Origin of the sequence: Saccharopolyspora sp. 7B, from assembly GCF_020177435.1 — a bacterium.
Taxonomy (GTDB): Bacteria; Actinomycetota; Actinomycetes; order Mycobacteriales; family Pseudonocardiaceae; genus Saccharopolyspora_C; species Saccharopolyspora_C gregorii.
Genome location: NZ_JAIUKC010000118.1, coordinates 34,564 through 40,461 on the forward strand (window position 1 = coordinate 34,564; position 5,898 = coordinate 40,461).

A 5,898-nucleotide genomic window follows, 5' to 3' on the forward strand; every position below is an offset into this window, starting at 1 on the left:
CCCCCCGCGCCCCCCCCGCCGGGGGGCGGCGGGGGGGGGGGGGGGGGCGCGCCGGCGGCCCCCCCCCCGCCGGCCCCCCGGCGGCGGGGGCCGCCCCCCCCCCCCCCCCCCGTCGCCGTCCTCGCGAGGCGGCCGCTGCGAACCCGCGGGTGCGCTGGTCGTCGGCGCAGCGGTTTCGCCGCTGACAGGACGGGGATCGCGGCTGTAGCGTCCCGGCTTCGGTGGTGTTCGGGCCAGTGGTGTTCGGGTCGGTGGATGTTCGGGCCGGTGGGGGTGTCGCGGTGGGCGCCGAGGTGGTGATCACGCGGTCGGGCGCGCGGACGCCCGGTGCTCCGGCGCTGCTGTGCCTGCCGGGCACGATGTGCGACCCGGTGATCTTCGACGGGCTGGCGGAGGCGACCGGCACCGACGTGCTCGTCGCGCCGTGGCTCGAATGGCCCGGGCCGCACGAGGTGGCGCGGCTCGGGGAGCGGGTCGCGGAAACGGCCGCGGAGCACGGGCCGGTGGTGCTGCTGGGGCACTCGACTGGTGCGGTGATCGCGCTGTGCGCCGCGCTGCACGACCGGGCCTCGCACGCTCCGGCGGTGCGCGGCGTGCTCTGCTGCGACAGCGGCGCGAACATGCGCGGCCACGGCGACGTGGACGCGATCATCGACCGCGTCGCGCGGAACTGGGGACCCGAGCTGTGGCGGGCGGTGGCGCGCCGCTCGGTGCACCTGCCGCCACCCGCGGCCGTCGCCGAACTCCTCGACGCCTATCCGGCCGGGCTCGACCGGGAGGCGGTGCTGGCGGTGCTGCGCAGCCAGCGCGACACCGACCTGCTCCCGCGGCTCGGCGAGCTGGCGGGACTGCCCGCGCTCGTGGTGCACGGCCGCTTCGACACCGCGCGCACCCCGGAGCACGCGCGTGAGCTCGCGCGTGCGCTGGACGCGCCGGAACCCGTGCTGCTGGAGTGCGGGCACACGCCGCCGGTCGAACTGCCCGCCGAGTTCGGCGCCGCAGTGGCCGCGTTCCTGCAGCGGCTGTCCTGAACCGGCGTTCCGGCTCGCCGCCCGCCCGAAATTTCCGATCTTCGGAGGGTGCGCGCGCGTTCCGGGGTGTGCCAGGCTCGGTGGAAGCCCGATCATCGATCTCCCGGAGGAACTCATGGCGGCGCCCACGACCAGCCGGACCGACCACGTCATCGGCGGCGAGTACGTCGCCGGGGCCGGGGAGCGGATCGAGGTGGTCGACCCGGCCACCGAGCAGGTGATCGGCTCGGTCCCCGCCGGAACGGTCCAGGAGGTGGACGCGGCGGTGGCCGCGGCCCGCGCCGCCTTCGACGACTGGGCCGCGCGTCCGGTCGAGGAGCGCTCGGCCGCGGTGCGCCGCATCTCGGAGGGCATCGCGCGGCGCCGCGACGAGATAGCCGCGACGGTCACCGCCGAGATGGGGTCGCCGATCACGTTCGCCACCCAGGTGCACGCGAGCGTGCCGGTGGCGACCTCCCGCGGCATCGCCGACCTGCTCGACCAGGGCTACGAGTGGAGCGAGGAGTCCGGTGGCTCGCTGATCGTCCGGGAACCGATCGGAGTGGTCGCGGCGATCACCCCGTGGAACTACCCGCTGCACCAGGTGGTGGCGAAGGCCGCCCCGGCGCTGGCCGCGGGCTGCACCGTGGTGCTCAAGCCCAGCGAAGTCGCCCCGCTCACCGCCGCGATCTTCGCGGAGGTCGTCGTGGAGGCCGGGCTGCCCGCCGGGGTGTTCAACCTGGTGCACGGCACCGGCCCGGTGGTGGGGGAGGCGCTGGCCGCGCACCGCGACGTGGACATGGTGTCGTTCACCGGTTCCACCCGCGCCGGTCGCCGCGTCTCGGAGGTGGCGGCGCGGACGGTGAAGCGGGTGGCGCTGGAGCTCGGCGGCAAGTCGGCGAACGTGGTCCTCGACGACGCGGACCTCGCGAAGGCGGTGAAGCTGGGCGCCGCGGGCTGCTTCCCGAACGGCGGTCAGAGCTGCAACGCGCTGAGCCGGATGCTCGTCCCCGAATCCCGCTACGCGGAGGCGGTGGAGCTCGCGGTCGGCGCCGTCGCCAAGTACACCGTCGGCGACCCCGCGGACGAGACCACCCGCATCGGTCCGATGGTCTCGGACGTGCAGCGCGACCGCGTCGTCGACTACATCCGCCAGGGCATCGCCGAAGGAGCCTCGGTGGCGGTGGGCGGGCCGGACGCGCCGGAGGGGCTGGACACCGGCTACTTCGTGCGCCCCACCGTGTTCACCGGGGTCACCCCGGACATGACGATCGCCCGCGAGGAGATCTTCGGCCCGGTGCTGTCGATCCTGCCGTACCGCGACGAGGAGGAGGCGATCGCGATCGCCAACGACTCCGAGTACGGCCTGTCCGGCGCCGTCTTCGGCTCCGACGAGCGGGCGCTGGCGGTGGCGCGGCGGCTGCGCACCGGGCAGGTCGCGGTGAACGGCGGCGCGGTCGACCCGAACGCCCCGTTCGGCGGCTACAAGCAGTCCGGCAACGGCCGCGAGTTCGGCAGGCACGGCCTCGAAGAATTCCTGGAGGTCAAGGCCATCCTCCGGTGAGCCGCGCACGACCGGCCCGGCGCTCCGGACCGCTCCCGGTCGAGACCTGCTGATCAACACGGTGCGGCTCCCCGAGACCGAGGTCCGGCGGATGTCCCAGGAGGAGGCGAGCGCTCGGCTCGACGAGTGCTGGACCGGCACCTGACCCCGCCGGCTCCCGCTGCTTAACCTGGTGGCGTGATCGAGGTCCGGGAGTGGCACGAGTGGCCGTCGGCGGAGGCGGAGGCCGTCGCCGTGCAGGAACGGCTGCGGTCGGAGGTGCGGTTCGACGGGTTCCCCGCGGAGGTCCGCACGGCCGCCGGGCTGGACGTCGCCTACGGCGCGGACGACGACGAGGTGATCGCGGCGGTCACGGTGCTCGACCTCGCCGAGCTGTCCGTGGTGGACAGGTCGGTGGTGCGGTCCCGCGTCGCATTCCCGTACGTGCCGGGCCTGTTCGCGTTCCGCGAGGCACCGCCGCTGCTGGCCGCGTTGACCGGGCTGGAGGTGGAGCCGGACGTGCTGGTCTGCGACGGGCAGGGGCTGGCGCACCCGCGGCGGTTCGGGCTGGCCTGCCACCTCGGGGTGCTCACGGACCTGCCGAGCGTCGGCGTCGGCAAGACCGCGCTGGGCCGCTACGACCCGCCCGGCCCGGAACGCGGTGATCGGGCTCCGCTGCTGCTGGACGGCGAACCGGTGGGCGCCGCGCTGCGCACCCGCCGCGCGGTGAAGCCGGTGTTCGTCTCGGTCGGCCACCGCTGCACCCTCGACGAGGCGTGCGAGCTGGTCCTGCGCCTCACCCCGCACTACCGCCTGCCGGAGACCACGCGCACCGCCGACCGGCTGGGCCGCGCCGAAGCCCGCGGCACCTGAGCGCGCCCGCTCCGGTCACCGGCGCCCGGTCGGCTCCACGACGAGGTTTCCGCCGCGGTCCCACCGCTCGTGGCGCACGAGGTTCCCGGCGGCGTCGAACTCGCGCCGTTCGGCGAGGCGGCCGTTCGCGTGCCACTCGCGGTGGCTGCCGACGGACCTGCCGTCCCGCATCCGGCCGTCCTTCCGCAGCCGTCCCGAGGACCGCCATTCCCGGTAGGGGCCGTCGGGGTATCCGGCGAAGTACGAGCGGGTGGAGACGAGTTCGCCGTCCGCGGACCGTTCCACCACGACGCCGGTGAACGGTTCGCCGCGGTGGAAGACCAGACCGGTGGGATCCATCTCGATGTCGTCCTCGTCGACGCGAACCTCACCCACGGCGGTCCTCCCCGCTGCTCGGCTCCGCGCGAGTGCCGGGGCGGATCAGCTCGCTTTCTCCGCTGCGCGCAGTTTGTCGGCGAACCACGCCGGGAGGTTCGGCTCGTCCCGGGGGAACATGGCCTGTTCGTCGGTGTACGCGCGCAACGGTGGTTCGTCGTGCCACTGCGGTGGGTTGTCCCGGTTGTAGACGATCTCGAAGTCGGCGGGTGGGTTCAGCCGGTAGAACGGGGAGAACCAGGTGCCCAGGCGTGGCCGGTGCATGCCGACGCGCAGGCGCCAGAGCAGGTTCCACACCTCCTCCGGAGGTGCCCACTGGACCAGTTCGCCCGCCGAGTTCTTCGCCCCCGCGCCTACTTGGACGTGGCGTCCGATCGCCTTGTACTCGACGGCGAGGCGGCTCCAGTCCTGCGGTGCGGAGCGCTGGACGAGGTCGGTGACCTCGTCCAGCAGCGCCTTCTGCTCGACGGGGTCCAGTTCCAGGTTCGTCATCGTGTCCTCTGATCCGTTCCCGCACGTGGGCCGACCCGGCCGGAGAAGCTCAGTGCACGCCGGAGCACCGTGCGTCGGCGAAGTGGGGACGCAGTCGCCCGTACCCGTTGACCCCCTGGCGCGCGGTGGACCGGCTCAGTTCGTTTCTTCCGCGACGAGATCTCCAGTCGCGCTGAAAGTTCTGCGGCGGATCAGCTGCCCGCCCTCGGCGAAGTCCACCTCGGTTGCGATCGTCCCGTTCGGTCGCCAGGTGCGGTGCGTTCCCGTCGGAGATCCGCGGTGGAAGGCGCCCTCGGATTTGAGGTTGCCGTCCGGGTACCACTCGCGGTCGAGACCTTCTTGGAGGCCGTCCGCGTACTCGGTGGAGTACAGCAGCGTGCCGTCTTCCGAAGAGTCCTCCTCTGCTCCGGTGAACGGTTGTCCTTGGTAGTGGACACGTCCTTCGGGGCCCTCGTCAAGTTCATCTTCGCTGACTCGGAGCATTCTTTCCCCTTGCGTCATCTGGCCTTTCGGGCGGCATTTTGCCGGCCCAGTGGTTCATGGTAGTCCGGGTTCGCCACTTCAGTCGGAACACGTTCGCGCGAACCCTTTCTTTCAGGGTCTTCCCCAATGGTGTATCCGCCTGGCGCCATCGTCGCCCCTGCGGACAGGTCGGCTTCATCGTGCTTGTTGGCGGGCAGCGAGTCGGGGCCGGAAACGATGCGGGCGCAGTTAGCACAGCACGTGGCAATGTCGTGCGGCTCGTCTTTGAAGGTGAAGCGAGCATCGACATACACGTCATCGAGGAATTCTTGGAACTTCTCGGGTGAATCGATGGAATCCCCGGTGATCTTCTCCCGTGTTCGCATGAGCTCGTTGAGTGCCTTGACTTCCGCATGGCGCTGTGGGGTGTCGTGGTGCGGGAATTCGGATTGGGGAATGTCGCTCAGATCGGTTTGTGCAGGGTTGCCGCTCATCGCCGCGATGTGCTTTCGCAGCTCGGGATGCAGATCCCTGTTCAGGGGCGTCTTGTCCGGTGTTCCATTGATTCCCTCCGCTACCACGCCGGTACGTCGATCGATTGCAACGGCGTTGACGGCGGCACGAACCTTGCCGAGGGACCTCTTGGTGTAGGGGACGTCGTTCTCGTCAGTGTGCGGGGCATCCCTCTTCAGCTTGCCGCCCTTGAAATTGTCCTCCACGGCATTCTGGATTCCTTGCTGGCGTGATTCGACGGAGTCGCGCACGTATTGGTGGACGGGAGAACCGTCGATATGAGTGATGACGCCGCCTTCGTAGTCGATATGGCGGGTGTCGTCCTGGGCGCCAACGCGTTCCAGCTCCTGGCCCAAAGCGATGTCCGAGGGTACGTGCGGTCGTCGATGAGACTCGAAACGGTCCTCGTTGTCTCCCCGGCTCTCCGCGTCGTCCGGGGCTGGGCCGGGGTCTTCGCCGTCTCGGGTGGGGTGGAAGCCGTCGGTGCCGGCGGGGGTGTGGGTGGGGGCGTTGGTCGGGGTGGGTGTGGGTGGGGTTGGTTGGGTGGGGGGGGGGGGGGGGGGGGGGCCCCGGGCCCGCCCCCTCGCGCGGGCGCGTGCCCGCCCGGGGGGCGGCCCCCCCGGGGGGCGG

7 protein-coding genes are annotated in these 5,898 nt (G+C 71.9%); 3 read left to right on the forward strand and 4 right to left on the reverse strand.

Translation table 11 applies throughout. The features are described 5' to 3' along the window. Window positions 1-281 precede the first annotated feature (281 nt). The 3 genes from LCD33_RS18925 (at window position 282) to LCD33_RS18935 (ending at window position 3,426) form a co-directional block, all read left to right on the forward strand. Window positions 282-1,031, forward strand: a complete 750-nt coding sequence (locus tag LCD33_RS18925; protein ID WP_224966796.1) for an alpha/beta fold hydrolase — start codon at window positions 282-284, stop codon at window positions 1,029-1,031. A 115-nt stretch (window positions 1,032-1,146) separates the two neighbouring features. Next, on the forward strand, window positions 1,147-2,574 hold the full coding sequence (locus tag LCD33_RS18930; RefSeq protein WP_224966795.1) for an aldehyde dehydrogenase family protein: 1,428 nt from the start codon (window positions 1,147-1,149) through the stop codon (window positions 2,572-2,574). Window positions 2,575-2,754: 180 nt separating this feature from the next. Further along, window positions 2,755-3,426 (forward strand): endonuclease V, encoded by a 672-nt coding sequence (locus LCD33_RS18935; RefSeq protein ID WP_224959380.1) that lies wholly within the window; start codon window positions 2,755-2,757, stop codon window positions 3,424-3,426. 15 nt (window positions 3,427-3,441) lie between these two features. Here the strand turns inward: LCD33_RS18935 and LCD33_RS18940 are convergent, their stop codons facing one another. The 4 genes from LCD33_RS18940 to LCD33_RS18955 all read right to left on the reverse strand — a co-directional run bounded on the left by LCD33_RS18940 (window position 3,442) and on the right by LCD33_RS18955 (window position 5,624). After that, window positions 3,442-3,801 carry a toxin-antitoxin system YwqK family antitoxin gene (locus tag LCD33_RS18940; RefSeq protein ID WP_224959374.1) on the reverse strand — a complete coding sequence of 120 codons (360 nt, stop codon included), beginning with the start codon at window positions 3,799-3,801 and terminating at the stop codon, window positions 3,442-3,444. Window positions 3,802-3,846: 45 nt separating this feature from the next. After that, window positions 3,847-4,293, reverse strand: coding sequence for a hypothetical protein (locus LCD33_RS18945; protein ID WP_224959375.1), 447 nt, complete (start codon window positions 4,291-4,293; stop codon window positions 3,847-3,849). A 135-nt stretch (window positions 4,294-4,428) separates the two neighbouring features. Continuing rightward, window positions 4,429-4,776 carry a toxin-antitoxin system YwqK family antitoxin gene (locus LCD33_RS18950; protein WP_224966794.1) on the reverse strand — a complete coding sequence of 116 codons (348 nt, stop codon included), beginning with the start codon at window positions 4,774-4,776 and terminating at the stop codon, window positions 4,429-4,431. Between the two features lie 14 nt (window positions 4,777-4,790). Further along, on the reverse strand, window positions 4,791-5,624 hold the full coding sequence (locus LCD33_RS18955) for a YwqJ-related putative deaminase (RefSeq protein WP_224978102.1): 834 nt from the start codon (window positions 5,622-5,624) through the stop codon (window positions 4,791-4,793). Window positions 5,625-5,898: the final 274 nt, after the last annotated feature.

Excerpts from the sequence above, each read along its gene's own strand:
- LCD33_RS18930 (WP_224966795.1), top strand. The coding sequence starts at position 1,147 with ATGGCGGCGCCCACGACCAGCCGGACCGACCACGTCATCGGCGGCGAG.
- LCD33_RS18945 (WP_224959375.1), bottom strand. The coding sequence starts at position 4,293 with ATGACGAACCTGGAACTGGACCCCGTCGAGCAGAAGGCGCTGCTGGAC.
- LCD33_RS18950 (WP_224966794.1), bottom strand. The coding sequence starts at position 4,776 with ATGCTCCGAGTCAGCGAAGATGAACTTGACGAGGGCCCCGAAGGACGT.